The organism is Eikenella sp. NML070372 (assembly GCF_001648415.1).
GTDB classification, from domain to species: Bacteria; Pseudomonadota; Gammaproteobacteria; order Burkholderiales; family Neisseriaceae; genus Eikenella; species Eikenella exigua.
This window is the reverse complement of sequence record NZ_LXSN01000003.1, coordinates 149496-174407: the sequence shown is the minus strand read 5'-3', so window position 1 is coordinate 174407 and position 24912 is coordinate 149496. Positions and strand designations below refer to the sequence as shown.

Annotated in this window: 23 protein-coding genes; 10 read left to right on the top strand and 13 right to left on the bottom strand. The window is 58.0% G+C overall.

Features of this window, described 5'->3' with window-relative positions; translation table 11 throughout:
* The first annotated feature begins 363 nt into the window (after window positions 1-363).
* The gene (gene putP / locus A7P97_RS01070; RefSeq protein ID WP_067529965.1) at window positions 364-1881 is read left to right on the top strand and encodes a sodium/proline symporter PutP; all 1518 of its coding nucleotides are present in this window, start codon (window positions 364-366) and stop codon (window positions 1879-1881) included.
* Between the two features lie 274 nt (window positions 1882-2155).
* Window positions 2156-5755 (top strand): bifunctional proline dehydrogenase/L-glutamate gamma-semialdehyde dehydrogenase PutA, encoded by a 3600-nt coding sequence (gene putA / locus A7P97_RS01065; RefSeq protein WP_067529964.1) that lies wholly within the window; start codon window positions 2156-2158, stop codon window positions 5753-5755.
* A gap of 321 nt (window positions 5756-6076) precedes the next feature.
* Here putA and A7P97_RS01060 read toward each other — a convergent pair whose 3' ends face one another.
* The 5 genes from A7P97_RS01060 to A7P97_RS01040 all read right to left on the bottom strand — a co-directional run bounded on the left by A7P97_RS01060 (window position 6077) and on the right by A7P97_RS01040 (window position 11397).
* Window positions 6077-6943: a DUF808 domain-containing protein gene (locus tag A7P97_RS01060; RefSeq protein ID WP_067529963.1), complete on the bottom strand. Its 867-nt coding sequence runs from the start codon at window positions 6941-6943 to the stop codon at window positions 6077-6079.
* Between the two features lie 316 nt (window positions 6944-7259).
* Complete coding sequence (locus A7P97_RS01055) at window positions 7260-8093, bottom strand: HlyC/CorC family transporter (RefSeq protein ID WP_067529962.1); 834 nt, start codon at window positions 8091-8093, stop codon at window positions 7260-7262.
* Window position 8094: 1 nt separating this feature from the next.
* Window positions 8095-8622, bottom strand: a complete 528-nt coding sequence (gene ybeY, locus A7P97_RS01050; RefSeq protein ID WP_067529961.1) for an rRNA maturation RNase YbeY — start codon at window positions 8620-8622, stop codon at window positions 8095-8097.
* A gap of 105 nt (window positions 8623-8727) precedes the next feature.
* On the bottom strand, window positions 8728-9561 hold the full coding sequence (locus tag A7P97_RS01045; RefSeq protein ID WP_067529960.1) for a hypothetical protein: 834 nt from the start codon (window positions 9559-9561) through the stop codon (window positions 8728-8730).
* Between the two features lie 360 nt (window positions 9562-9921).
* Window positions 9922-11397, bottom strand: a complete 1476-nt coding sequence (locus tag A7P97_RS01040; protein WP_067529959.1) for an aldehyde dehydrogenase family protein — start codon at window positions 11395-11397, stop codon at window positions 9922-9924.
* A 354-nt stretch (window positions 11398-11751) separates the two neighbouring features.
* Here A7P97_RS01040 and A7P97_RS01035 point away from each other — a divergent pair, with 354 nt between their 5' ends.
* Window positions 11752-12828 (top strand): Ldh family oxidoreductase, encoded by a 1077-nt coding sequence (locus A7P97_RS01035; protein ID WP_067529958.1) that lies wholly within the window; start codon window positions 11752-11754, stop codon window positions 12826-12828.
* 25 nt (window positions 12829-12853) lie between these two features.
* Here A7P97_RS01035 and A7P97_RS01030 read toward each other — a convergent pair whose 3' ends face one another.
* The 4 genes from A7P97_RS01030 to A7P97_RS01015 form a co-directional block, all read right to left on the bottom strand.
* Window positions 12854-13369: a low molecular weight protein-tyrosine-phosphatase gene (locus A7P97_RS01030; RefSeq protein ID WP_067529957.1), complete on the bottom strand. Its 516-nt coding sequence runs from the start codon at window positions 13367-13369 to the stop codon at window positions 12854-12856.
* Between the two features lie 15 nt (window positions 13370-13384).
* Entirely contained in the window at window positions 13385-13768 is a 384-nt protein-coding gene (locus A7P97_RS01025) for an MAPEG family protein (RefSeq protein WP_067527989.1), read from the bottom strand.
* Between the two features lie 380 nt (window positions 13769-14148).
* Complete coding sequence (locus A7P97_RS01020; protein WP_231865617.1) at window positions 14149-14907, bottom strand: histidine kinase dimerization/phospho-acceptor domain-containing protein; 759 nt, start codon at window positions 14905-14907, stop codon at window positions 14149-14151.
* A gap of 189 nt (window positions 14908-15096) precedes the next feature.
* Window positions 15097-16014 carry a LysR family transcriptional regulator gene (locus tag A7P97_RS01015; RefSeq protein WP_231865616.1) on the bottom strand — a complete coding sequence of 306 codons (918 nt, stop codon included), beginning with the start codon at window positions 16012-16014 and terminating at the stop codon, window positions 15097-15099.
* A 154-nt stretch (window positions 16015-16168) separates the two neighbouring features.
* Between A7P97_RS01015 and A7P97_RS01010 the strand changes: the two genes are divergently transcribed.
* The gene (locus A7P97_RS01010; protein ID WP_067529956.1) at window positions 16169-17317 is read left to right on the top strand and encodes an alpha/beta hydrolase; all 1149 of its coding nucleotides are present in this window, start codon (window positions 16169-16171) and stop codon (window positions 17315-17317) included.
* 134 nt (window positions 17318-17451) lie between these two features.
* Here the strand turns inward: A7P97_RS01010 and A7P97_RS01005 are convergent, their stop codons facing one another.
* Together A7P97_RS01005 and A7P97_RS01000 are read right to left on the bottom strand one after the other, a co-directional pair.
* Window positions 17452-17769 carry a winged helix-turn-helix domain-containing protein gene (locus A7P97_RS01005; RefSeq protein ID WP_231865615.1) on the bottom strand — a complete coding sequence of 106 codons (318 nt, stop codon included), beginning with the start codon at window positions 17767-17769 and terminating at the stop codon, window positions 17452-17454.
* Window positions 17770-17805: 36 nt separating this feature from the next.
* Entirely contained in the window at window positions 17806-18345 is a 540-nt protein-coding gene (locus A7P97_RS01000) for a hypothetical protein (protein WP_067529955.1), read from the bottom strand.
* A gap of 95 nt (window positions 18346-18440) precedes the next feature.
* Here A7P97_RS01000 and A7P97_RS00995 point away from each other — a divergent pair, with 95 nt between their 5' ends.
* The 6 genes from A7P97_RS00995 to A7P97_RS00970 all read left to right on the top strand — a co-directional run bounded on the left by A7P97_RS00995 (window position 18441) and on the right by A7P97_RS00970 (window position 21946).
* Window positions 18441-19073: a 4'-phosphopantetheinyl transferase superfamily protein gene (locus A7P97_RS00995; protein WP_067529954.1), complete on the top strand. Its 633-nt coding sequence runs from the start codon at window positions 18441-18443 to the stop codon at window positions 19071-19073.
* Between the two features lie 234 nt (window positions 19074-19307).
* Window positions 19308-20054: a beta-ketoacyl synthase chain length factor gene (locus tag A7P97_RS00990; protein WP_067529953.1), complete on the top strand. Its 747-nt coding sequence runs from the start codon at window positions 19308-19310 to the stop codon at window positions 20052-20054.
* Window positions 20033-20815, top strand: a complete 783-nt coding sequence (locus A7P97_RS00985) for a 1-acyl-sn-glycerol-3-phosphate acyltransferase (protein WP_067529952.1) — start codon at window positions 20033-20035, stop codon at window positions 20813-20815. The genes A7P97_RS00990 and A7P97_RS00985 overlap by 22 nt, the downstream gene beginning before the upstream one ends.
* Window positions 20808-21068 (top strand): phosphopantetheine-binding protein, encoded by a 261-nt coding sequence (locus A7P97_RS00980; protein WP_067529951.1) that lies wholly within the window; start codon window positions 20808-20810, stop codon window positions 21066-21068. Before A7P97_RS00985 ends, A7P97_RS00980 begins: the two co-directional genes overlap by 8 nt.
* A gap of 81 nt (window positions 21069-21149) precedes the next feature.
* Window positions 21150-21410 (top strand): acyl carrier protein, encoded by a 261-nt coding sequence (locus A7P97_RS00975; RefSeq protein WP_067448862.1) that lies wholly within the window; start codon window positions 21150-21152, stop codon window positions 21408-21410.
* The gene (locus A7P97_RS00970; RefSeq protein WP_067529950.1) at window positions 21407-21946 is read left to right on the top strand and encodes a hypothetical protein; all 540 of its coding nucleotides are present in this window, start codon (window positions 21407-21409) and stop codon (window positions 21944-21946) included. Before A7P97_RS00975 ends, A7P97_RS00970 begins: the two co-directional genes overlap by 4 nt.
* Before the next feature lie 76 nt (window positions 21947-22022).
* Here the strand turns inward: A7P97_RS00970 and A7P97_RS00965 are convergent, their stop codons facing one another.
* Window positions 22023-23363 (bottom strand): pitrilysin family protein, encoded by a 1341-nt coding sequence (locus tag A7P97_RS00965; protein WP_067529949.1) that lies wholly within the window; start codon window positions 23361-23363, stop codon window positions 22023-22025.
* Window positions 23364-23492: 129 nt separating this feature from the next.
* Window positions 23493-24803, bottom strand: coding sequence for a pitrilysin family protein (locus A7P97_RS00960; RefSeq protein ID WP_067529948.1), 1311 nt, complete (start codon window positions 24801-24803; stop codon window positions 23493-23495).
* Window positions 24804-24912: the final 109 nt, after the last annotated feature.

The window sequence follows — 24912 nt, the reverse complement described above, 5'->3', positions numbered from 1 at the left end:
AGGTAGCCTTATATATCGCGCCGTCGGGGGGCTAGTCCTGACGGTATCTTTGCCAAACAGGCATTATTTTCACAATAAGGCCGGACTAGCTCTCTCTGATCAAGCTAACTCAAGGGAGCTTTTTTCATGTCTTATCAACTTCCAACCTATCCTAATATCACCGCCTACTTAGGCCAGCAATCAGGCGATCTTTCTCATTCTTAAATTGCATTTATCCTACTTTCCTATTGCAAGTTTTTTATACATATTGACTGCTTTTGTTGTTTCTCAGTATAAGCGAAACCAAGCCGCTTACTTTTGCAACAGGCAGCCACATTTCAAGTTGCCTCGGGGGAAATCAAAGATAACAACAAGGAGCAGCTCATGAACCCGATGTATATCACCTTCGGCATCTATTTGGTTGCCGTTCTGTTAATCGGCCTCGCGGCCTATTTCTCCACCCGCAATTTCGACGACTATATCCTCGGCGGCCGCAGCCTTGGCCCGTTTGTTACCACCATGTCGGCCGGGGCTTCGGATATGTCCGGCTGGCTGCTGATGGGCCTGCCTGGTGCAGTGTATTTGAGCGGCCTGAGCAAATCTTGGATTGCCATCGGCCTGATTATCGGCGCGTACCTCAACTGGCTCTTGGTGGCCGGGCGGCTGCGCGTGCACACCGAATACAACAACAACGCGCTCACCCTGCCTGATTATTTCCACCACCGCTTCGGTGCGCAGGGGCAGGCAATGAAAGTAATTTCCGCATTCATCATTCTGTTTTTCTTCACCATTTACTGCGCCAGCGGCATTGTAGCCGGTGCACGCCTGTTCCAAAGCCTGTTTACCGACATGAGCTACACCAGCGCCATGTGGCTGGGCGCGGGCGCCACTATTGCCTACACCTTTATCGGCGGCTTCTTGGCGGTGAGCTGGACAGACACTGTGCAGGCCACGCTGATGATTTTCGCCCTGCTGCTCACGCCGGTGATGGTGTATTTGGGTGCGGGCGGCGCAGATGAAGTTTCCGCCATCATTCAAGCCGCTGCTGCTACCAGCGGCAAGGAGTACGGCAGCCTGCTGCACGGCACAACTTTTATCGGCATCATTTCCACCGCCGCTTGGGGCTTGGGCTACTTCGGCCAGCCACACATTCTGGCACGCTTCATGGCCGCCGAAAGCGTGAAATCGCTGGTGGGCGCACGCCGTATCGGCATGACTTGGATGATTTTGTGCTTGGGCGGTGCAGTAGCCGTGGGCTATTTCGGCATTGCCTACTTCGGCGCTCATCCCGAGCAAGCTGCTGCCATGCAGGGCAACCACGAACACGTATTCATCGCCTTGTCCACCCTGTTGTTTAACCCGTGGATTGCCGGCGTGATTTTGAACGCGATTCTGGCTGCCGTGATGTCTACTTTGTCTTGCCAGCTTTTGGTGTGCTCCAGCGCCATCACCGAAGACTTCTATAAAGGCTTCCTGCGCCCGAACGCGCCGCAGAAAGAATTGGTGTGGATTGGCCGCATCATGGTGCTGGCCGTGGCCGTTATCGCCATCCTGATTGCCGCAGACCCCGAAAGCAAAGTGCTGCAACTGGTGGAATTTGCCTGGGCAGGCTTTGGCGCGGCATTCGGCCCCATCGTTATCCTTTCCCTGTTCTGGAAACGCATGACAGCCAATGGCGCATTGGCAGGCATGATTGCCGGTGCTGCGGTGGTGGTGTTGTGGGTGCAGGTGGTGAATCCTGCGCTGGACAACGCCGGCATGGCTACGCTGTATGAAATTATCCCCGGCTTCATCGCCTGCGGCCTGACTGCCGTGGCCGTATCGCTGGTTGGCAAAGCACCTTCCGAGGAAATCTGCCAACGCTTCGAAAAAGCCGATGCGGATTACCGCGCCGCAAAATAAAGGGCGGCAAAAGGCTACCTGAAAAGTTTTCAGGTAGCCTTCAAACTGCCCGTATCAAAAGGCTTCAGGCTAGCTGCAACCGCTTCCGGCCTTTTCAGGTAGCCCTTAACCGATTAACCAACTGCCTCCCCTGCCAAACATTCTTTCACATTATCCGCAGTTTGGTTTATGATGCCGTTTTACCGACGTTCAAACCAAGCAGCCATTCATAACGAAACAGAGGTTACCTGAAAAGCGGTTTATCGGGCAGCCCCACCAACCACGGAGACCAACCATGTTCCAGTTTGCCCACCCCCAACAAACCAGCCTGCGCCAGGCCGTTACCGATGCCTACCGCCGCGACGAAGTTGAAGCCGTGCAGGATATGCTCGAACGCGCCCAGATGAGCCAAGACGAGCGTACCGCCGCCGACCGGCTCGCCCGCCGGCTGGTGAAGCAGGTGCGCGAAGAGCGGCGCCGCGCCAGCGGGGTGGACGCATTGATGCACGAGTTCTCCCTTTCCAGCGAAGAAGGCATCGCCCTGATGTGTTTGGCCGAAGCCCTGCTGCGTATTCCCGATAAAGCCACCCGCAACAAACTCATCCACGACAAAATCTCCGGCGGCGACTGGAAAAGCCACCTCGGCAACAGCTCCTCTCTATTTGTAAATGCTGCCGCCTGGGGTTTGCTGGTAACCGGCAAACTTGCTGCTGCTCCCAGCGGCCAAAGCCTCGGCAACGCACTTACCCGCATCGTGAGCAAAGGCGGCGAGCCGCTCATCCTCAAAGGCGTGGACTACGCCATGCGTATGCTCGGCAAACAGTTCGTTACCGGCCAAACCATCGAAGAAGCCCTGAAAAACGGCAAAGAACGCGAAAAACTCGGCTATCTCTATTCCTTCGATATGCTCGGCGAAGCCGCCATGACCGAAGCCGATGCCGAACGCTACTATCAAGACTACGTCAACGCCATCCACGCCATCGGCCAAGATGCCGCCGGCAAAGGCATTTATGAAGGCAACGGCATTTCCGTCAAACTCTCCGCCATCCACCCGCGTTATTCCCGCGCCCAGCACGACCGCGTGATGAACGAGCTGCTGCCGCGCCTGAAAGAATTGTTCCTGCTCGGCAAAAAATACGATATCGGCATCAACATCGACGCCGAAGAAGCCAACCGCCTCGAACTCTCGCTCGATTTGATGGAAGCCCTGGTTTCCGACCCCGACCTGGCCGGCTACCACGGCATCGGCTTCGTGGTGCAGGCTTATCAGAAACGCTGCCCCTTCGTAATCGATTATTTAATCGACCTTGCTCGCCGCAACAATCAGAAGCTGATGATCCGCCTGGTGAAAGGCGCATATTGGGACAGCGAAATCAAATGGGCGCAAGTGGACGGTATGAATGGCTACCCCACCTACACCCGCAAAGTCCACACCGACATTTCCTACCTGGCCTGCGCACGCAAACTGCTCGACGCGCAAGACGCGGTGTTCCCGCAATTCGCTACCCACAACGCCTACACTCTGGCCGCCATTTACCAAATGGGTAAAGGCAAACAGTTCGAACACCAATGCCTGCACGGCATGGGCGAAACCTTGTACGACCAAGTGGTCGGCCCACAAAACTTGGGACGGCGTGTGCGCGTGTATGCGCCGGTGGGCACGCATGAAACCCTGCTGGCCTACTTGGTGCGCCGCCTGCTGGAAAACGGCGCGAATACCTCGTTTGTCAACCAGATTGTGGATGAAAACATCAGCATCGACACCCTCATCCGCAGCCCCTTCGACACCTTGGCCGAACAAGGCATTCATCCCAACAACAGTCTGCCGCTGCCGCGCAATCTGTATGGCAACGAACGCCTCAATTCGCAAGGCCTCGACCTAAGCAACGAAAGCACGCTGCAAGAACTGCAAACCGTTATGAACAATGCCGCTGCCACGCCCTTGCATGCCGTGCCGCTTTTGGCCGTAGCCGCCTCAACCCAGGCCGCACATGAAGTGCGCAATCCGGCCGACCACAGCGAAGTGGTGGGCAGCGCAGCCTTCGTAGAGGCCGCCGCCGTGCCGGAAATCATCGCCGCCGCCAAAGCCGCCGAAAGCAGCTGGGCTGCCGTTTCCGCCGCCGAACGCGCCAATATGCTGCGCCGCCTGGCCGACCTGATGGAAGCGCATATGCCCGAGCTGATGGCCTTGGCCGTGCGCGAAGCCGGCAAAACGCTGAACAACGCCATCGCCGAAGTGCGCGAAGCCGTGGATTTCTGCCGCTACTACGCCGACGAAGCCGAACACACGCTACCTGAAAACAGCCAGGGCGTGGGTACCATCGTTACCATCAGCCCGTGGAACTTCCCGCTGGCCATCTTCACCGGCGAAGTGGTGGCCGCATTGGCCGCAGGCAACACCGTGGTGGCCAAACCCGCCGAACAAACCAGCCTGATCGCCTACCGCGCCGTGCAGCTGATGCACGAAGCCGGTATTCCGCGCAACGTGCTGCAGCTCGTGCTCGGCGCGGGCGATGTGGGTGCCGCCCTCACGCAAGACGAACGCATCAACGGCGTGGTGTTTACCGGCTCCACCGAAGTGGCCCGACTCATCAACCAATCGCTCGCCCGCCGCAGCGGCCAGCCCGTGCTGATTGCCGAAACCGGCGGCCAAAACGCCATGATTGTGGACAGTACCGCGCTGGCCGAGCAGGTATGCGTTGACGTACTTGCCTCCGCCTTCGACAGCGCCGGCCAGCGTTGCTCCTCCCTGCGTATTTTGTGCGTGCAGGAAGACGTGGCCGACCGCATGGTGAACATGATTCGCGGCGCAATGGACGAATTGCGCGTGGGCAACCCCGCCGAACTGAGCACCGACATCGGCCCGGTTATCGACGCCGAAGCGCAGGCCAATCTGCAAAGCCACATCGACCGCATGAAAGGCATCGCCAAATCCAGCCACCAAATCAGGCTACCTGAAAATGCCGATAACGCCACCTTCATCGCGCCCACCCTGTTTGAATTGAACAATTTGAACGACTTGCAGCGCGAAGTGTTCGGCCCGATCCTGCACGTTATCCGCTACCGCGCCGACGAGCTCGACCAGCTCATCGACCAAATCAACGCCAAAGGCTACGCCCTCACCGGCGGTATCCACAGCCGCATCGACGGCACGGTGGAACACATCCGCCGCCGCATCGAAGCAGGCAACCTTTATGTGAACCGCAACATCGTCGGCGCCGTGGTAGGCGTGCAGCCCTTCGGCGGCCACGGCCTTTCCGGCACCGGCCCCAAAGCCGGCGGCCCCTTCTACCTGCAACGCCTCAGCCGCCTCGACAGCTGGCGCACGCCCCCGCTCACCCGCAGTGGCCAAGCCGACGAAGACGCGCTCAACCGCCTGCAAACACTGCTGCAAAGCCTGCCGCTCACCCAAGAGCAGAAGCTGGACTTGGCCGGCAGCCTCGGCCGCGCCCGCGTACACACCCTGCGCCAAGCCGAACAAGTGTTGCGCGGCCCCACCGGCGAACACAACGTGTTGAGCTGGCAGGCGCCCAAACGCGTATGGCTCTATGGCGGCAGCCTGCCGCAAGCCTTCGCCGCCTGGATTGAGCTCGCCGGCTCCGGTATCACCGCCCTCGTGTCCGACCAGCATCCATTGGCCGCCTACGCCGAACAGGCTCCCGACCTGCTGGAAACCTCAGCCACTCCGGCTTCCGCCAGCATCAGCCACGTGGTTGCCCTGGAAGAATTGCCAGTGGAACTCAAACAGACACTGGCCGGCAGCGACGGTGCACTGGTGCGCATCATCAACGCCCAACACGGCGTGGACGTGCTGCAGCTGTTTGAAGAAACCTCCTGCAGCATCAACACCACCGCCGCCGGCGGTAACGCCCACCTGATGGCCGCAGGCGATTAAACCAGCGTTTGTGTAAGTTAGAAAAAGGCTACCTGAAACTTTCAGGTAGCCTTTATTCCTGTTCAAATGGGAATGGGGCAAGGCGGCAAGCCGCAGACAGTAGCGCTGGAATGGCTGGGCGAGCCAATGCAGCAGCATTCTTGTTTGCATTCACTATATTGAGAGTATCAAATGCTTTGCTCGATGTTAAGTATCCGGCCTATCGTGTAGATAAGAAAAAGGCTACCTGAAACTTTTAGCTTCGCAGGAACTTTGCTACGTTGCGTTTTAACTGCATTGAAGCTGCGTTTTCAGGTAGCCTTTCGTTGCGCTATGCGCCGCTCAATCTTGCCGCCGCTTTTCCCACAGTTTCATCAGCGGCAATACCACCGCGCAGGCAACCGCGCCCACGACGAGGCCGGTGATTAGGTAGGAGAGTGTGCTGGTGAGGCCGCTGTCCCAGTGGTGTTCGTGCAGCCAATGGTGCAGTGCGCCCCAATTATGGGCAAAAATGCCGCCGCCCACGAGGAACATGGCCAGCGTGCCAACGATGCTGCCGCCGCGCATAAACCACGGCATAAACAAAATAAGGGCTTTACCAACCGCAGCGGTAGCCGGGCGGCGCATCAGGGCGAAGCCGAAGTCGTCGGCTTTCACGATCAACGCCACGATGCCATACACAAACACAGTAAGTCCGATGCCGATAAGCAGCAGGCTGATGATTTGGGTGGTGAGGCTGGATTCGGCCACCACGCCCAGGGCGATGATGACGATTTCGGCGGAGAGGATGAAGTCGGTGCGGATGGCGCCTTTGATTTTGGCGTTTTCGTCGATCAATTCGTCGGGCACGCTGTGTGTGCTGCCGTCGCGGCGGTGCATCAGCTTGTGCAGCAGTTTTTCCACGCCTTCAAAGCACAAATAGCCGCCGCCGAGCATTAAGAGCGGCGTAATCAGCGCGGGCGCGAATACGGAAAGCAGCAGGGCGGCGGGAATCAGAATCAGCTTGTTCACCAGCGAGCCCTTGGCCACCGCCCACACGATGGGCAGCTCGCGGTCGGCGCGCACGCCGGTTACTTGGTTGGCATTGAGCGCCAAATCGTCGCCCACCACGCCGGCAGTTTTTTTGGCGGCCACTTTAGTCATCAAGGCCACGTCATCGAGCACGGAGGCGATGTCGTCGAGCAGGGTGAGGAGGGAGGAGAAAACCATATAGAAGTATCTTTGGGAAGAATGCTGCGGCATTATACGGGCGTGCCCGTGCCAAAGGCTACCTGAAAGGCATCAATCATGATTTCAGGCCGTCTGCCCAAAACAGATTGCAACAAACATGGGATGGCCGGGTTGGCTACCCGCCCGCAGCCATATAGCCAACCAACTGAACTTTCGCTATCGCGTTGGTTTGCCTTGCCGTACTTCTGTACTGCCTGCGGCTTACCGCCTGGTATCGAAAGTCAATTTGGCCTGCTATAACAAAGGCTACCTGAAAAATGAAAATCCGGTTTCAGGTAGCCTTTATCATGCAGGCTTATTCGGGCTTGGCTTTCACCGCCATCAACGTGTGCAGGCGGCGGTTGTCGGCACGGGCCACGGTGAATTGCAAGGGGCCGATAACGGCTTTTTCGCCGCGCACGGGCAAATGGCCGAGCTCTTTAATCACCAGCCCGCCGATGGTGTCCACTTCTTCGTCGCTGTAGTCCGTGCCGAAAAATTCGTTCACGTCTTCGATTTCGGTAACGGCGTTGATGCGCCAGCGGTCGGGGGAAACAGCGAAGATATTGTCTGCGCTGTCGTCTTCGTCGAATTCGTCTTCGATGTCGCCCAAAATCTGCTCGATTACGTCTTCCAGCGTTACCAGACCGCTGATGCTGCCGTATTCGTCCACCACCACGGCCAAGTGGTTGTGCATATCGCGAAACTCTTTAAGCAACACGTTCAACGGCTTGCCCTCGGGCACGAACACGGCCGGGCGCAGCACGTTTTCGAGCTTGAACTGTTCGGGATTGAGGGTGTATTTGAGCAGGTCTTTGGCGTGCAGGATGCCGAGCACGTTATCTTTGTCGTCGGCAATCACGGGGAAGCGGGAGTGGGTGGTGCCCACCACATAGGCGATGATGCGGCTGATGCTGTCGCCGGCCTTCACCACGTCCATTTGGGCGCGGCTGATCATGGCATCGCGCACTTCCAGCCCGCGGAAATCAATGATTTTTTCCAGCCATTGCTGGGTGTCTTCATCGAAGATTTTCTGTTCGCGCGCTTGGCGCAGCAGGGCGAGTATGTCTTCGGGGGAATCAGGGCTGTCGCCGGCGAGGCGGCCGAACAGCCGTTCAAAAAATCCGGGCTTGGCCGGGTGGTCGTCCATTTCAGTCTGCATCCTGTGCGTAGGGGTTGGGGTATCCTAACTGATTCATCAGGCGGATTTCAAGTGTTTCCATGGCTTCGGCTTCATCGGGCTCGATGTGGTCGTACCCCATCAGGTGCAGCACGCCGTGCAGGGTGAGGTGGGCGAAGAGTGCTTCTAAGGTTTTGCCTTGTTCGGCAGCCTCGCGCGCCACCACCTGCGGGCAGATAACCAGGTCGCCGCGCAAAACGGGCAGGCTACCTGAAAGCCCGGCCAAAGCGGCCTGCTCGCCTTCATCCAGCGCAAAGCTGAGCACGTTGGTGGCGTAGTCTTTTTGGCGGTAGTCGCGGTTGTAGGCGCGGGCGGTTTTTTCATCGAGCAGCAGCAGGCCGATTTCGGCACGGCGGTACTGCGATTTCACGGCCTGCCACGCCCAGCGGCGGAATTGCACCTCGCTCGGGCAGCCGGGCAGCCGGGCTTGGTCGGCAAAATACAGTTGCAGGCGTTGGCGCAACAGAGCGGGAAAGGGATAACGTTTGGCGGTTTTCATGGTTTGATTTGAATCGGAAAACGGGCGCTATTATAGCGGGAAAGGCTACCTGAAAACCCGGGAATGCGTTTTTCAGGTAGCCTCTATTTTATGCCAAACCGCACACTAGCATTCTTCCTTTGCCGCTGCCGCCGCCCGCTTTAATTCGGCAGCCAGCTTGCTTTTCTCTTCCTTGTTCAAGCCTGCTACCGCCAGCAGCTTTCTATCCAGCGCCACCGGCACGCCGCCGCCATTGGGCACGAAAGCCAGCAGGTAGTGCTGCCCGCCGGGGGTTTGAAACGTCCAGGCACGGTTTTCCTGTTTGCCGAAGCTGAGGCCGATTTTGTGGGTTTTGCCATCGATTTCAGCTTGATATACCGCGTCTTTACCCGCATTGCCGGTACTCAGGCAGGGCACGGCGGCCAGCTGCCAAGGCTGGGCTTCGGGTCGGTTGATGGCAGCCAAAATCCAGCGGTAGCGCGGCACACGCACCAGCGCAACATAAAACGCGGCGCCAATCATCAACAGCCCCAGCCCGCCAAGCAGCAGCACACCCAGGCTGCGGTTACCCACTTTCTCCACCGCCACATCCAGCGTCAGGCGCGAGGGATCGTTGGCGTCGGCCACTGCGCGGGCATAAATATCGCCGCCAGTACCGAAAAAGCTAAAGGATTTTTTCACCGTATGACCGCGGTATGTGATGGTAGTTTTGCAGCTGGTGAAGATGGATTTGCGAGTGCTGCATTCACCATCGATCCGCGCATTTACCGGCACAGCGTGTTGGCCGATTTGGTAGTCTTGATAGATTTCGGCGGCAACATGACTCTGCCACGCAACAAATATCGCGCCCACCGGCAGCATCAACAACAGCGCCACCAAAGCCATCATAATCGGCCGATGCGGCCCGATGCCGCGCATTTTGAAGGGCTTAACCGGCATGGAAAAAGGCAGAATGTGCATAAATGGTTCTCCTCGAAAAATAAATGGCACTATAGCTGAAGCAGATTTCTCCATACAAGGTGGTTAAAGCTGTATGACAGAAATATTTAAGCTATACTGAAATACTTATTTCTTCCTACTGCGTTGGCTCGCCTTGCCGTACTAGCTGTACTGTCTGCGGTTCGCTGCCTGGTATGAAGAAATAATTATTTCAGCTATATATTAATTTTTAGGTAGCCTTTAAACAGGAAGCGTGATGCGCAAAGGCTACCTGAAAATCACAAAACACGCAGATAGCCTATCGACATAGCAACGCCCATCGAGCACGCAAAAAAGCTGCCGGGATACCGGCAGCTTATGCATTGCAATCAGGCAAAGTAATTAATACATGCCTTCGCGCTCTTCGCGGGTGGAAATGTAGATGTTTTTCACCTGGGTGTAGGCTTCGAGCATCATTTTGTGGGTTTCGCGGCCGATGCCGGAAGTTTTGTAGCCGCCGAAGGGGGCGCCAGCGGGCAGGCGGTTGTAGCAGTTCACCCACACGCGGCCGGTTTCCAGGGCGCGGGATACGCGCAGGGCGCGGTTGATGTCGCGCGTCCACACGCCGCCGCCGAGGCCGTATTCGCTGTCGTTGGCCAGCTGGATAACTTCTTCTTCGGTTTTGAATTTAATCACGGTAGCCACCGGGCCGAAGATTTCTTCTTGGGCGATGCGGCTGTTGTTGCTGTCGGCAGCAATCAGGGTGGGCTCAACAAATTCGCCTTTGCCCAATTCGCCTTCTACTTTTTTACCGCCGGTAATGATGCGGCAGCCTTCTTGTTCGCCGATTTGCACATACTTCAGGATCGTGTTGAGCTGACCGGCGTTCACTTGTGCGCCCATCTGGGTGTCGTCTTCCCAAGGCAGGCCGACTTTCACTTTCTTGAACTCTTCGGCCAGTGCGGCTACGAATTTGTCGTAAATGCCTTCCTGCACGAAAATGCGCGAACCGGCACAGCACACTTGGCCTTGGTTGAACAAAATGCCTTTTTGCGCGCCTTCCAAGGCTTTGTCGAAAGGCATGTCGTCGAAGAAGATGTTGGCAGATTTGCCGCCCAATTCCAGAGTGGAAGGAATCAGCAGCTCGGCAGCGGCGATGCCCACGCGGCGGCCCACTTCGGTAGAGCCGGTGAAGGCGAGCTTGTTGAAGCCTTTGTGGTGCAGCATGTATTCGCCGGATTTGCTGCCTTTACCGGTAATCACGTTGAGTACGCCTTTGGGCAGCAGGTGGTTTACTTTTTGGGCAAAGGAGAGCAGGCTCAGTGAGGTGCTGGAAGAGGGGTGGATAACGATGGTGCAGCCAGCGGCCAGCGCGGGAGCAATTTTCCAGGCAGCCATGAGGAAGGGGAAGTTCCACGGAATGATTTGGCCAACCACGCCGATGGGCTCGCGCAATACGATGGAGAGATCTTCTTCATCCAGTTGGTTGGCGCTGCCTTCTTCGCCGCGGATCACGCTGGCGAAATAGCGGAAGTGGTCGGAGGCCAATGGAATGTCGGCGGCGCGGGTTTCGCGGATGGGTTTGCCGTTATCGAGCGTTTCCTGCAGGGCGAAGAGTTCGGCATTCTCATCAATCACATCGGCGATTCGGTTCAGAATAGCAGCGCGCTCGGCGGCGGTGGTTTTGCGCCAGGTTTTAAACGCAGCCTGTGCAGCGGCCACTGCGGCATCCACATCGGCGTCGGTGGCGTCGGTGAATTTAGCCAAAAGCTCGCCGTTGGCTGGGTTGTGCGATTCCAGCAGGTTGCCGGGCTTTGTCCACTCGCTGTTGATGAGCAGACCGTATTCGCGGTCGAAAACGTTCAGATTTTTAGCCATTTCGTTGGTTCTCCTAAACAATAGTATGAGGCTGGCCGCCCCATTTCCGATAACATAGACAGCATCCTGTGATGCTGTGCGTGCAGCATATTCTTTTTTTTTAAGCCTTTCAAGGATACATCTTGCCAAAGTAGGTTTGTTTACAGATTAAAGGCTACCTGAAAGTGCAGCTTCAACGAGGTTAAAACCGTCACTTGCTACCACTTTCAACGCAGGGTTTGCATCGGTTGCCGTCTGGGATGAAAATCGCGGTATAATAAAGATATAACAAGCCTGCCGCCAAGGCAGTGAGTAGGCGAACATATCAGGTTGGAACCAGTTTTTTGTTGCCGCAGAAGCGGAGGAGGATAAACAATGCAAACGATTAAAAAAATTGATGCTGCAGCCCTACGTGCGTTCACCGAGGCCGCCTTTAAGGCTTACGGCTTCGTGCCGGAAGAAGCGGCGCAGATTACCGATGTGCTGATAGCCGCCGACCTCTGCGGTGTGGACACGCACGGTTCGCAGCGGCTGGAAATGTACCGTCAGCACATCAATGGTGGCTTCGTACACATTGGCGCCAAACCGGAAACTGTGTTTGAAACGCCCGTATCGGCAGTAGTGGACGGCCACGCTGCAATGGGGCAGCTTGTGTCGCGCTATGCCATGCTGCTGGCCATCGATAAAGCCAAACAAAGCGGCATCGGCATGGTGTCGGTGCGCAATTCCAACCACTACGGCATCGCCGCCTACTACAGCAGCATGGCTGCCAGCCAAGGCCTGGTGGGCATTTCCATGACCAATTCCTTCCCCATTGTAGTGCCCACCTACGGACGCACCCCGATGATGGGCACCAACCCCATCGCCGTGGCCATTCCCGCCAGCCCGACCGATTTCAGCCTCGATGCCGCCACCTCCGTGGTTGCCTTCGGCAAGCCTGAGGTATACCTCAAAAAAGGCCTGACCGCCCCACTGGGCTGGGCGATTAACAGCCAGGGCGTGGACGAAACCGACCCGCAGATTATCGTGGAATGCGTACGCCAAGGCTTGGGCGGCGGCATGTATCCCTTGGGCGGCAGCAGCGAGCTGTTCGGCAGCCACAAAGGCTACGGCTACGCCGTGCTGGTGGAATTTTTCTCCGCCTGCCTCTCGCAAGGCACCACGTCCAACCACACCATGAAAAACGGCCATGCCGGCATCTGCCACTATTTCGCTGCCTTCAACCCGGAAATCTTCGGCGATGCCCAAGCCATCCGCAGCCATTTCAGCGCCTACCTGCAAGAGCTGCGCGAATCGGCGAAAGCCGCCGGCCAAGAGCGGATTTACATCCACGGCGAAAAAGAAGCCGAATGCTGCCGCGAACGCAAACAAAGCGGCATCCCCATCCTGCCCAAAACGCTGGACGAAATGCGCCGCTTGGCCGAAGAACTTGGACTGCCGTTTGAGTGGTAGGGCTTCGATACGGCAGTAATAAAGGCTACCTGAAAACTTTCAGGTAGCCTTTTAGCGTTTGCCTGCTGGACTGGTTGGCCAAATCTTTTTCAATCTTATCCAGCAGCGTGGTGCAGCAGGCGGTGAGGATGCGGCAGGTTTCGTTGAAGTTGCCGGTGTACCACGGGTCGGGAACGTGGCTGTAGCCGCTATCGGGCAGAAGGTCGGTAATCTTGAAGATTTTGCCGGGGTGGCAGCCGAAGCGTTGTTCCAGTTCGGCTAGGTTGTCGTCGTCCATGGCCAGCAGGTAGTCGAAACCGGCCAAATCCTGCGTGCGCACGCGGCGACTCACAAAGCCGCTGCTATCGATACCCTCGTCGGAGAGGATTTCTAGGCTGCCGCAATGCATGCCTTCGCCGTCGTGCCAGCCGGATGTGCCCGCACTGGCGGTGTGCACCGGCAGGCCGCGGGCGGCCGCCATGCTGCGGCAGAGATATTCGGCCATCGGCGAGCGGCAAATGTTGCCCAAGCAAACGAACAAAACCTTAACGGGGCGTTCCATAAGGCTACCTGAAAATCAAATGGCGGCAATAAACAAAGCCACGATGCACAGCAGGTTCACACCGAACATGGCCGAGCGCAGCGTGGCTTTATCGTTGATGTAGCAATAGATAAAGGCGATGCGGCTGGCCACGAAGAGCAGCGCCCAGAAATTGATGGTGAACTGGGCGGCGTTGCCGGTGGCGTGGGCGATGATCACGGCGGCGGCAAACGGAGGGAAGATTTCGTAGCTGTTTTGCTGTGCCGCATCGGCGCGCGCGGCCTTGCCTTGGGCGCGGGCTAGGAAGGCGCGCGGGTTGTGGTTGTCGGCCGGGGAAAATCCGGCGCGGTATTTGGCATAGGCGGCGCAGAAAATGGGCAGGAAAATGGCGAAGAAGATGCACCAGTAGGCTAAGGTCATGATGTGTTTGCTCTTAAATATAGCTAAAGCGCTTATTTCCCCTGCCTGTACTGCCTGCGGCTCGTTGCTCGGTATGAGAAAATCATTGCTTCAGCCGTAATTGGTTGGAAAGATTGGTTTTGTGATAGGCAGGATTATACACTGGAGAAGGATAGACAGGCTGTTTCAGGCAGTATGCCACAGAATCGGTTGCTGCAATGATTGCAGGCTACCTGAAACTTAAGCTGCGCAGAAACTGCGCGGTGTTTTGACTGCGGTGAAGTTTCGCTTTCAGGCAGCCTCTTTCACATCGGGAAACACCAGCCGCGCTTCCACGCCGTTTTCGCGGTGGGTGAGCATCAGGCGGCCGTGGTGCAGGCGCATGATTTCGGTGGTGAAGCTCAAGCCCAGCCCGCTGCTACAGCTGCCGTCGGCGCGGGGGAGCGAGTAGAAGCGTTGGGGGATTTTGGCCAGCGCGTAATCGGGAACGGGGCTGCCTTGGTTGTAAACAGCCAGTTCGGTGCGGTTTCGGCAAAGTCGATGGCATTGTAAAGCAGGTTGTCGATGGTTTGGCGCAGCAGCAGCGGGTCGCCTTGGACGGTGTGGTGCGGGCAGTTGAGGGCGATGTGCAGCTGTTTGGCTTGTAGGGCGGCACGGCTTTCTTGGGCGGCCAGGTTGGCCAAATCGACGGTTTGGGTATCGTTCAGGCTGTCGCGGTTTTCCAGGCGGGCTAGTTCGAGCAGGCGGGTGATGAGTTGCTTTTGTTTTTGGGTGTTGCGGCGGATGCGGTCGAGCAGCAGCTGCTGCTGGTTGGGGCTGAGGGGGCTGTCTTGCAGCAGCTCGAGGGCGGCTTGTTGGGCTGTGAGCGGGGTTTTGAGTTCGTGGGTGAGGCCTAATACATAATTTTCAATGTGCTGGCGGTGGTCGAGTTCGTCACGCAGGTGGGCGACGGCATTGACGAGGCGGTAGAGGTAGCTGTCGCCGAATTGGGGTTGTGCGGCGGGGCGGTTGGCGGCCATGGCTTCGGCATAACGGCGGATGCTGCGGGCAAGCCACCAGGCAAGCGCGCCGAGCACAAGCAGGCTGGCGGTGAGCAGGAGCAGGATGCCGAGCAGGACGAAGAAAAGACGGATGCTGAGGTGTTTGAAATATTTAAGCATGGGATTGGCTGAATGGATATGGTTGCGCGGCCTGATATTGAGCCGGGCGGTGTTTCAATTTCTTTGCGGTTTCGCTTTCAGGTAGCCTGAAAAGTGTGCGTGATTAAGTCGGGCTGGTTTTCGCGCTTGGAGGCCGTCTGAAAAGGAGGTTAGCGATAACTGATGACTATCCTTGAGCTTGCCGGATTTTCAGGTAGCCTCTTTATCATACATTTCCTGCAACACCTCCGTCAGCCAGTCGAACACCTTTAACACGCGCCCGGAAGTTACTGTACGTTGCGGGCGGTAGATGTAGAGTTGCCATGGGCGGCGCGGGATTTCGGGAAAGAGTTCTAGCAGTTCGCCGTTTTGCAGGTGGATTCGGCACAGATGTTCCGGGATATAGGCGGCAACGCTGCCTGTCAGCGCAGCGGCGAGTTCGTTGGCAGGGTCGTCTGTGATGAAACGGATGTTTTTTGGGAAAACGTGCATTTCTGCGTTGAGCGGCCAGCCCCACGGGCGGTTGGTGTTGGCGTTAATGAGTGACGATGCAGGAAAACGGCCGGTTAATTCGTCTAGGCTTTGCGGCATGCCGTGGCGGGCGAGATAGGCGGGAGAGGCGACGATTTTGTCGGTGATGTCGCAGATTTTGCGGACAATCATCAAATCTTCCGCCTGTGTCCCGATGCGGATGCCGATGTCGAGTTGGTTTTCCACCGCGTTAAGTTTGGCGTCGTTGCTGCGCCAATCGATATAAAGTTCGGGGTAGTCGGCGCATTTTTCCAGCAGGCGGGCGAGTATGCGGCAGTTATCGCTCCACTGCGGTACGGTAATGCGGACGATGCCGCGTATCTCGTCTTTTTCTTTGGCGGCAGAAAACAGGTTTTCGCTGTCGGCAAGGAGCTGCTGGGCGCGCGGCAGGAAGGCTGCGCCAAACTCGGTCAGGTGGATATTGCGTGTGTTGCGGGTAAAAAGCTGTTCGCCGAGGTGTTGTTCCAATTCGGCAATCACGCGCGGTACCACTTGCGGCGAAACGGGCAGGCGCAGCGCGGTTTCGCGGAATTGCAGGGTCTCGGCGGCGGAGCAGAAGTATTTTAGGGCGTTGAGTTTGTCCATTTTGATTTTCAAGGGATTGGTTCGGGTCGTCTGAAAACCTTTTCAGGCAGCCTGCACTTTAATTGTTCCATATTTTAGAATTAACAATTCAGATTTTATTCATTGTTTGCCAAGCAGTCCATCCCTATAATGCACTCATTCGATAAGCAAATAACGGAGCAACCACATGAAAAATCAAGATAAAAAATCATTCCTGAGAACTGCTGCCGCAGCCGCCGTTGCATTGACTTTGTCCGCCCCTGCGCTGGCAGACGTATCCATTACCCCGATGAAAGGAGTTCAAACCATGCAGCTTACCCAAGAATGGGACAAAATCTTCCCTCAGTCCAATAAAGTGGAACACCACAAAGTAACATTCAAAAACCGCTATGGCATCACATTGGTTGGCGATTTGTATGTGCCGAAAAATATCCGTTCAGGCCAGAAATTGCCCGCAATTGCGGTAGCCGGCGCGTTCGGTGCGGTGAAGGAGCAATCCAGCGGCCTATATGCCCAAGAGATGGCAGAACGCGGTTTTGTAACCTTGGCATTTGACCCGTCCTACCTCGGTGAATCCGGCGGCGAACCGCGTAATATGGCGTCGCCCGACATCAACACTGAAGACTTTTCCGCCGCCGTTGATTTTCTTGGCCTGCAAAACTTCGTGAACCGCGAACAAATAGGCATCTTGGGCATTTGCGGTTGGGGCGGCATGGCGTTGAACGCCGCTGTGGGCGATACCCGCATCAAAGCCGTCGCCACCAGCACCATGTACGACATGACCCGTGTGATGGCCAACGGCTACGAAATCAACATGAAGCAGAACGCACAAGGCGGCTACGACCGCGCCCAGCCGCAAATGAATGCCGAAGCGCGCTACCAATTGAAAGTACAACTGAACAATGGCCGCTGGGAAGCCGCGCAAAACGGTTACGCCACTCTTGCGCCCGCCGGCAACCTTGACCCCAAAGACATTACCGCCGACACGCCGAAATTTATGGCCGAATACGCCAATTTCTACCGTGCCAAACGCGGCTTCCATCCCCGCGCGGTAAACTCCGATCCGAAAGGTTCTTGGGCGACCACCGTGCCGCTGGCGTTCATCAATATGCCCATCCTGCAACGTGCCGGCGAATTGCGCACCCCCGCTTTAATCGTACACGGTGAAAAAGCACACTCACGCTATTTCAGCGAAGACGCGTTCAAATCTCTGGGCAGCAAAAACAAAGAGCTGTACATCGTGCCGGGTGCGAACCACACGGATTTGTATGACAACACCCGAGGCAAGATTCCGTTTGATAAGTTTGAGCAGTTCTTTAAGGCAAATCTGCATTAAGGTCGTCTGAAAGGCTACCTGAAAATGTAGGGAATCCTGTAAATTGACAGCCTGCACTTTTTTGTAACGAGTGCAGGCTGCTTTTTATTTTTCAGGTAGCCTTTTCACGTTTGAGGCTACCTGAAAACGTTACATCAGCTTTCCGCAAAACTATACCCCAGCCCGTGATGGGTGCGGATGGGTTCGTCGGCGATGCCGGCTGCGCGCAGTTTGTGGCGCAGGGCGCGGATGTGGGTGTTGATGGTGTGCGGGTCGGAAGGGCGGTTGCCGCCGAACATGGCGGTGAGCAGTTCTTCGCGGCCGAACACGCGGCCTGGGCGGTGCAGCAGGGTGCGCAGCAGGCGGTATTCGCCATGCGTGAGCGGCAGTTCGCGCCCTTGGTGGCGGATGCAGCAGGCGGGCGCGTAGTCATGCCACATGGGGGCGGCATAAAGGCTACCTGGAAACCGCATCAACAGTTTTCAGGTAGCCTTTATGCCGCAGCCGACTTAGCGGGCGATGTTGCCGCGCATCACCACGCGGGCGTGGAAAGTGCCCACTTCACAGTCATACTGCCCGCCGTGCAGCACTTGGCGGTTGTAGTAGCTGTGGAAGTTGCTCACGCGGCTGCCACCACGGGCTTGGGCGGTTTGCTGGAATTTATGGGCGGCGTTGATAAAGGCACGTTCGCAGGCGGCTTCGTCTGATTTGTTGGAAGCATTGGCTGCCTGACGGGTGGATAAATTAGCCTGAATCACGCGGCCGCCGCCGCCGAAGCTCACCGGCACATTGGGATTGAGCAGACTTTTGGCTTCTTCGGAAGCCAGCACGGCGCGGCCGGAGCAGCGGTACACTACTTTGCGGCCGCTGCGGTTGGGGTCGTCGTCTTGTAGCAGGCGGCACACGCGGCCGGTGGTTTGGCTGGTGGCATGGGCCCCGTTGCGGCCGCCTTGGCCACTTGTGTTGTCCGGCGTACGGTTGTTTTGGCAGCCGGCCAGGCCGAAAGCGGCTACAATCGCAGCCGCCAGCATGATTTGGCGAGATTTCATATTTGCTCCCTTTTAAGCTGGGTTGGAAAACTGGAAATTCACGGCCAATCAACCGCGATTTCACAAAGTTTAAAGTATATTAAAAAACCTTGCCTATGCCTACCCGCCTGCCGCCGCAACACACCATCCGCCTCTATCTGGCCGCGCCCGACTGCGCCGCGCGCTACCCCGCCGGGCTGCTGGATGAGGCCGACTGCGCCCATCTCTCTCGCCACCTTGCCCGTGTGGCGCAAACCGGCTGGCAGGTGAGCCGCTTTCTCAAGCAGCAGGCGGCGGCAGACGGTTTTTCAGGTAGCCTCAGCCACAGCGGCGGCCATGCCGTGCTGGCGGTGCCGTCTGCCGATTTTCCCGTTGGCGTGGATTTGGAACGGCTGCGCCCGCGCCGTTTCGATGCCTGGCCGGACTGGGTGCTGCATGCAGACGAAGCACGCTGGCTGCAACAGCATGCCGAATTGGCCGATTATTATGCGTTGTGGACGCTGAAAGAGGCCTTGCTCAAGGCCACGGGGCAGGGGCTGGCGGATATGCCGCAAACCGGATTGCGGCCAAACGGGGACGGCTGGCGGCTCTGCGCAGGCGGCCGGTTTTGGCAGGGCGCGGTATTTCTACTGGATGGAGCTTGGTTGTGCAGTGTGGTGTGGCCGCAGGAAGTAGCAGCGGAATGGGCTTGGCACGGCTTCGGCGAATGGCAGGCGGTGGAAAAACAGCTGCTTTATCGTTTTGTTTAGGCGCTTTGGTTCTTTCAGGTAGCCTCAAATTCACGGGCAGCCAATGTGGAAACCTCAGAAATCAAGGCTACCTGAAACTTTTCTTTTCGCAGAAACGCTGTTCACATTTTTCAGCCCGCTCGTAAGATGCCCGAGTGCCGCATTCTTGTTATAATGCACCATCTTAACTGTCCTTAACAGGCTGCCTATTTTGAAAAAGGCTACCTGAAAGCGAAGCTTCAACGAAGTTAAAACATGACCGCCGATTTCCGTCTCAGCTTTTCCATCCAAAGCTGGCACGCCGCCTCCACCCGCCTGCACACGGGCGAAGACTGGGCGGCGTGGGTATCCGGCCGCTTAAACGCCGCCGATTTGCCCGACACGCCGCCGAAGGTGGATTTCCTGCCCGCCATGCAGCGGCGGCGGCTCGGCCTCTCGGCACGGCTGCTGTTTGCGGCCGCGCATCCGCTCTTGGCGGAAAGTGAGCCCTGCCCGCTGGTGCTCGCCTCGCACGACGGCGAAATCAACCGCAGCTTCGGCTTGTGGGTTACGCTGTTGCGCGACAACGAAGTCTCCCCCACTTCCTTCGGCCTGTCCGTGCACAACGCCCTAGCCGGGCAGTGGTCGATGCTGCGCGGCGACATGAGCGAATACACCGCGCTTTCCGTGCGGCAGAGCGGTTTGGAAACCGCCGTGCTCGAAGCCGCCGGCCTGCTGGCCGATGGCGCGGAGCGCGTGTTGGCGGTGGTGGTGGACGAACCCTTGCAGGCGCAATACCCCGCCGCACCGGTCGAACGCGCACCCTTCGCCCACGCGCTGGCGCTGCTGCTCACCGCCGGTGAAGAATGGGAACTTTCCCCCGCCGCACCCGATGACGGCAGCACGGCAAACTGCGGCTATTGGGGCGCGATCGAATGGCTGCGGCAACAGCATTCTGGCAGCCGCCGTTGGATAAACCATTACGCAGACAAGGCTTGGCAATGGCAGCGGCTTACCCCCTAAGCGCCCGCTTAAACCGCCTGTGGCGATTGCTGGCCACCGGGCTGGGCTTTGTGTTTTTCGGCGTGTTCGGCGTGCTGCTGCAAATCGTGCTGCTGCCCTGGCTGCTGCACCGCTCGCCCGATTTGGCGCAGCAAAAGCAGGCGCGGCGCGTGGTTACGCGCACCTGGCTGTGGTTTAGCTATTATTTGATGCGCTCCGGCATTTTGAGCGCGGAATTTGAAGGCTTCGAGCGGCTCGGCCGCCCCGGCCAACTGATTTTGGCCAACCATCCCTCGCTGCTGGATGTGGTGTTCCTACTCGGCCGCGTGCCCGAAGCCAACTGCATCGTAAAAGCCGATTTGCAGCGCAATCCCACCATGGCCGGGCAAATCCGCGCCTGTGGCTACCTGCCCAATCAGGAAGATTTGGATTTTGTGGAAGCCGTACACCAAGTTTTGCAGCAGCAATGCCTGTTGGTATTCCCCGAAGGCACGCGCACCGGCTGGGACGGTGTGGTGAAATTTCATCGCGGCGCAGTGTCCATCGGCCTCAGAAGCGCGCAGGTCATCACCCCCGTGGTGATTAAAATGCAGCCGCCGAACTTCAAAAAAGGCCAGCCGTGGTACAAAATCCCGCTGCAAAAACCGGCCTACCGCTTTATCGTCGGCGACGACATCAACCCGCAGGACTGGTTAAACAAGCACCCCCTGCCCATCGCCGCCCGCCGCCTCAACGACCACCTGCAACAATACTTCAACGAAAGAATCCAAGAAAATGACTGATTTGAAACAAGAAATCAAACAACTGATTATCGACAGCCTCGGTTTGGAAGACCTTACTCCCGCCGACATCGGCGACGAAGAAACCCTGTTCGGCGACAGCGGCCTCGGCCTTGATTCCGTAGACGCACTCGAACTCGGCCTGGCCGTGCAAAAACACTTCGGCTTCCAGCTCGACGGCGAAAGCCAGGAACTGCGCGACAGCTTCGCCAATGTGTCCACGCTGGCCGCCTTCGTGCAGAAACAACGCGGCTAGCCGAAGCAGTTTGATCAAAGCTACCTGAAACATAGGTCGGGCATGCCTGCTCGGCCGCCACCCATCATTTAAGGAACACCCATGACCGAAACCGAAATCCGCGCCTTCCTGTTCGACATACTGGAAAACATGTTTGAAATCGACACCAGCAACGTAACCGGCAGCACCAACCTCTACGAAGACCTTGAAATCGACAGTATCGACGCCATCGACCTGCTCGACCAAATCAAACGCCAAACCGGCTACAAACTTCAAGCCGATGATTTCCGCAACGTCCGCACCATCGACGACGTAGTTGCCGCTGTGTCCAAGCTCTACCAAGAAGCCAAGCCCGAAGCGTGAAAGCCGCCGCCAAAATCCTGCTCGGTATCTTGAGCGTACTCTACCCCCTGCTCTGGTATTACGGCCGCGAGCAGGGCTGGTTTTATCCGCTAGCCGGTTTCATGCTCCTGCTCTGGCTCGCCCGCGCCGCCATGCAACGCGATCCCGACCAGCGGCGCGTTTCCCTCCTCGTGGCCGCCTTCTTCGCCGCCATTCTCCTTTTGAAGCGGCCCGGCAGCATGTATTGGTATCCCGTGTGGGTAAACGGCCTGCTGCTGCTGCTGTTCGGCCTCAGCCTCACGCAAAAACAAAGCCTGATCGAACGCCTCGCCCGCCTGCAACACCCCGACCTCCCGCCCGAAGGCGTGGCCTACACCCGCCGCGTTACCCAAATCTGGTGCGGCTTTTTCGCCCTCAACGGCAGCCTCGCCGCCCTGCTCGTGCTGCTCGAACAATACCGCTGGTGGGCGCTCTACACCGGTATCATCGCCTACATCCTGATGGGCATCCTGATGGGCGGCGAATTTGCCTACCGCAAGTGGGTGTTGAAGTTGTGAATTGAACAAAGGCTACCTGAAACTTTCAGGTAGCCTTTTGGTTTGCTCACGCCTGGTTCAATCAGGCGGCTGGTGCTTAACGCCTTCTGCCGTTGCTGCGGCGGGCGGCGGGTTTGCCGGCCTGCGGCATGCCGACCACGGTGGTGTGCAGGCCGGTTACGCGGCGCTGCCAGGCGGCTTTCACCTCTTCGGCGCTCAGACGGGAAACGGCTGCTGGGTAGCGGCTGAGGTAGTCGTCGGGCAGGTTGTAGAGGCCGATGAGTTTCAGGTAGCCCAACAGTTCGGCATTGGTGTCGAAGCGCAGGGGGAAACTGCCCACAAGATTAGCTTTGGCCTGTGCCAGTTCGGCTTCGGTAGGGCCGTTGGCGGCGAACTCCTGCAACACTTTCTGCGTGTCGGCTAGGGCGGCGGCGGCACGGGATTTTTCGGTGGCGAAGGAGATGGTGAGCGGGCCTTGGGCGCGCAGGGGGGTGAGGCGGGAGGAGGCGCCGTAGGTGTAGCCGTGTTGGTCGCGCAATACTTTCATCAGCCGGCTGTCGAAACTGCCGCCGCCGAGGATGTAGTTGCCCACGGCCAGGGCGTAGTAGTCGGGGTCGTTCGGGGTAAGGAGGGGCATGCCCAACACGATGTGCGCCTGGGTGCCGCTGTGCGGCAGGGTTTGGGTTTTAGCCGCGCCATGGGTGGCTTCGGGCAGGGGCGGCAGGGCTTGACCGGCGGGCAGGTCGCCGGTGAGTTTGCTCACGATTGCTTCGGCCTGGCTGCGGCTGACATCGCCCACAATCGCCACCACGGCGTTGCGGCGGGTGAAATATTGCTGATGGAAGCGGTGCAGGTCGGCAGGGGTGATGCGGCGGATGGTTTGCTCGCTGGTGCGGGCGGAATAGCCGTAGGGATGGGTGGGGTACACCTGCCGGGTGTTGGCCACGGAAGCGAGGAAATCGGGCTGGGTGTGGTTTTGCTTGAGGGTTTCCACCGCGCGGTCTTGCTCGCGTTTGAGCACGGCGGGGTCGAAACGGGGCTCAACCAATACGTCGCGCATCAGGCCGAGGGCAGGATTGAGGATATCCGGCTTGGAGAGGCTGCGCAGGCGCACGCCGGAGGTGTCGGCGGTGTTGTAGCTGGAGAGGCTCACGGCCAAATCGGCCACGCGCTGGAGCAGGGCTTCTTCGCCTAGGCTTTTGGTGCCGGTGTCGGTTAAGCCGGCGGCGAAATCGGCCACGCCGATTTTGTTGGCGCTGTCGCGGCTGCTGCCGGCATCGAAGGCCACGTCGATATCGACAATCGGGTTTTCATGCCGCTCCACCAGCAGCACTTTGGTGCCCTCGGCGGTTTGCCAGCGCTGAATCGGGATATTCTCGGCCAACGCGGCGGCGGGCAGCAGGCAGGCCAGCAGCAGGGTGCGGAACAGGGGTTTCATGGGGATTCACTCCTAAAATTGGATACGGTTTGGGCTGCGCTGAAGCGGGCGCTTTCAGGTAACCTGTTTAATTTAGAACCGGAAGGCTACCTGAAAAATATTCCTACGTTTTCAGGTAGCCTTTGCCGCTTACTTGGATTCGGGATACAGCACCACAGTGGTGTGTTTCTGCGCCAAGAGCCAGCGGGCAGCCTCGCGCACTTCTTCGGCGCTCACGGCCAAGCGGCGGCGGCGGATTTCGTCTTCATCCGTGTAGGAGAAGCCGGCCGATTCCAGCGAGCCGATGTTGGTGGCCTGGGTTTCCATCGAATCTTTGCCAAACTCGCGCGCGGCCAGGCTGCGGTTGCGCACGCGTGCCAATTCTTCTTCGCTCACGCCGTGTTCGGCAATCTGGCGAACTTCGTTCAAAAACGCTGCCGTGAGCTGCTCGGGCTTCACATTCGGCGCGGGCGTGCCGCTAAACAGCAGCACATCCGGCGAGCGGGTGAGCATATCGTAGCCCAGCGAGGCTTCCACGGCGACTTTGCGGCCGCGCACCAGATTGCGCTCGATGCGGGCAGACATGCTGCCGTCGAGCACGTCGGCCAACATATTCAGCGCATAGGGCAGCTTGTCGTCTACCTTGCGCAGGGCAGGCACTTGGATGGCCAAACCCACTACCGGCGAGCTTACCGGCGCGGTAGAACGAGCAGAGCGGTTGGCCGTTTGCGGCGGCTCGGTTAAATCGTTGCGCGCGGGTAGCGGGTGGTCGGGCAGGCGGCCGAACAATTTTTCCACGTTATTCAGCACTTTGCCCGCCTTCACGTCGCCCACAATCACCAGCGTGGCGTTGTGCGGCGCATACCAGGCGCGGTACCACTGGCGCAAATCTTCCGGCTTGAGCGTGTGCAAATCCGCCTCATAGCCGATAACCGGCGCGCGGTTTTCCGGCTTGGCATAGGCATTCAGATTAATCTGCTCCCACATTTTGCCGTCGGGGTCGTTATCCGTGGTGAGGCGGCGCTCTTCGCGGATTACCTTCATTTCGTTTTCAAAATCGGCATCGCTGAAATTCAGGTTCACCATGCGGTCGGCCTCCAGCTCCAGCACTTGCGGCAGGCTGCCCACGGCAAACTCTTGGTGATACACGGTTTCGTTGCGCGAAGTGAAGGCATTGTCGCTGCCGCCCAGCGCGGAAATGCGGCGGCTGAATTCGCCGGCGGGCACGGTGGGCGTGCCTTTAAACATCATGTGCTCCAAGGCGTGGCTCAGGCCGGTTTTGCCTGCGTGCTCGTCGGCACTGCCCACCTTAAACCACAGCTGCGTAACCGCCACCGGCGCACGGTGGTCTTCGCGCACAATCACTTTCATACCATTGGCCAGCACACGCGACTGCGTTTCTGCCGCCGCCGGCACCACAGAAGCCGCCAACACGGCAGCCACAAGCAATGAACGGAACATAAGTTTTCCTAAAAACGGGAAGAGGCTGCATGATACCGAAATTTTCGGCATACGGCACTTGGAGTGGTCTGAATAAAGATAAAGGCTACCTGAAACTTTCAGGTAGCCT